Annotated in this window: 1 protein-coding gene; it reads right to left on the bottom strand. The window is 74.0% G+C overall.

The features are described from left to right. Positions 1–218: 218 nt before the first annotated feature. Entirely contained in the window at positions 219–1,208 is a 990-nt protein-coding gene (locus ACVNF4_RS36125; protein WP_461807050.1) for a cation diffusion facilitator family transporter, read from the bottom strand. Positions 1,209–1,338: the final 130 nt, after the last annotated feature.

Raw genomic sequence — 1,338 nt, 5'->3', positions numbered from 1 at the left:
GCCTGCGCGTGCCGGGTGCGGGCGGCGAGGTCGGCGAGGCGGCCCGCCGTCGTCAGAGCGGCGGGCGCGGCCTCGGCGGATGGTGTGGTGAAGGTCACAGCCACCTCCTTCGGGGCCCCGAGCATGGCAGTTCCGTCCGGCGCGGTCTGCCCTGCGGGACCCGAATGTGAGGTTGTTGAGTGCCGCGCGTCCCGCGTTCATCGGCGGGCTACAAGCGGTCAGTGCGTGTGGGGTCCCGGGCGGTGGACCGGGCCGTGGGCGTCGTCGCAGTGGCCGTCGGGGTCGGCGAGGCCGAGCAGACCGGCGTCCGGGAGGTCCTCTCCGAGGTGGTCGACCTGGAGGGTGGTGTGGGTGATGCGGTGGTGGTCGCGCAGGACGTGCTGGAGGTCGCGGCGCACGGCGTGGCAGTCGCCGCCGGGGGTGACGAGGACGTGCGCGGACAGCGCGGGTTCACCGGAGGTGATCGTCCACAGGTGCAGGTCGTGGATCTCGACGACGCCGGGGCGGGCCGCGAGTTCGTCGCCGATCGCGTCGGGGTCGAGGCCGACGGGCGCCGCCTCCAGGAAGATCCGGCCCGAGTCGCGGACCAGCCCGTAGCCCGCCTTCCACATGAGCGCGACGACGACGAGGGTGGCGATGGGGTCGGCTCGGGTGAACCCGGTGAGGACAACGACGAGCGCGGCGATCGCGGTGCCGATGAACGCGAACAGGTCGTTGAGGATGTGCTGGTAGGCGCCCTCGACGTTCAGGGAGCTGCGGTTGGCCTTCGAGATGCACCAAGCGGCGGCGACGTTGACGGCGATGCCGGCGAGCGCGGTGGCCAGCATCAGGCCGCCCTCGACGTCGGGCGGGTCGATCAGCCGGCGCACCGCCTCGTAGGCCAGCCAGGCGCCGAGCAGGAGCAGGGTCAGCCCGTTGGCCTGGGCGGAGAGGATCTCGGCGCGTTTGAGGCCGTAGGTGAAGCCGCCGCGCGCGGGCCGGGCCGACAGGCGCATCGCGACGAGCGCGAGGACGATCGACACGGCGTCGGTGAGCATGTGCGCCGCGTCGGAGATCAGGGCCAGGGAGCGGGCCAGGACGCCGACGACGACCTCGGCGGCCATGAACACCGTGATGAGGGCGAGGGCGGCGGCCAGCCAGCGCCGGTCGGCGTCGGCCGTCACCCCGTGGGAGTGCCCCGCGTGGTCCGCCGGGTCGTGGTTGCTCATGGTGAACGCCTTCCCCTTCGCGCGGGTATCCGAATCACCCGGGCCGGGCCGGGAGGTGCGCCGTCGGGATCTGGCCGATCCCGGGGCCGCCGGACGGGTGCCGGACGCGGGGCGGGGCGGGCCGGGGCTG

The organism is Streptomyces sp. S6, assembly GCF_054880855.1.
This window is presented reverse-complemented; position numbering and strand designations above follow the sequence as displayed.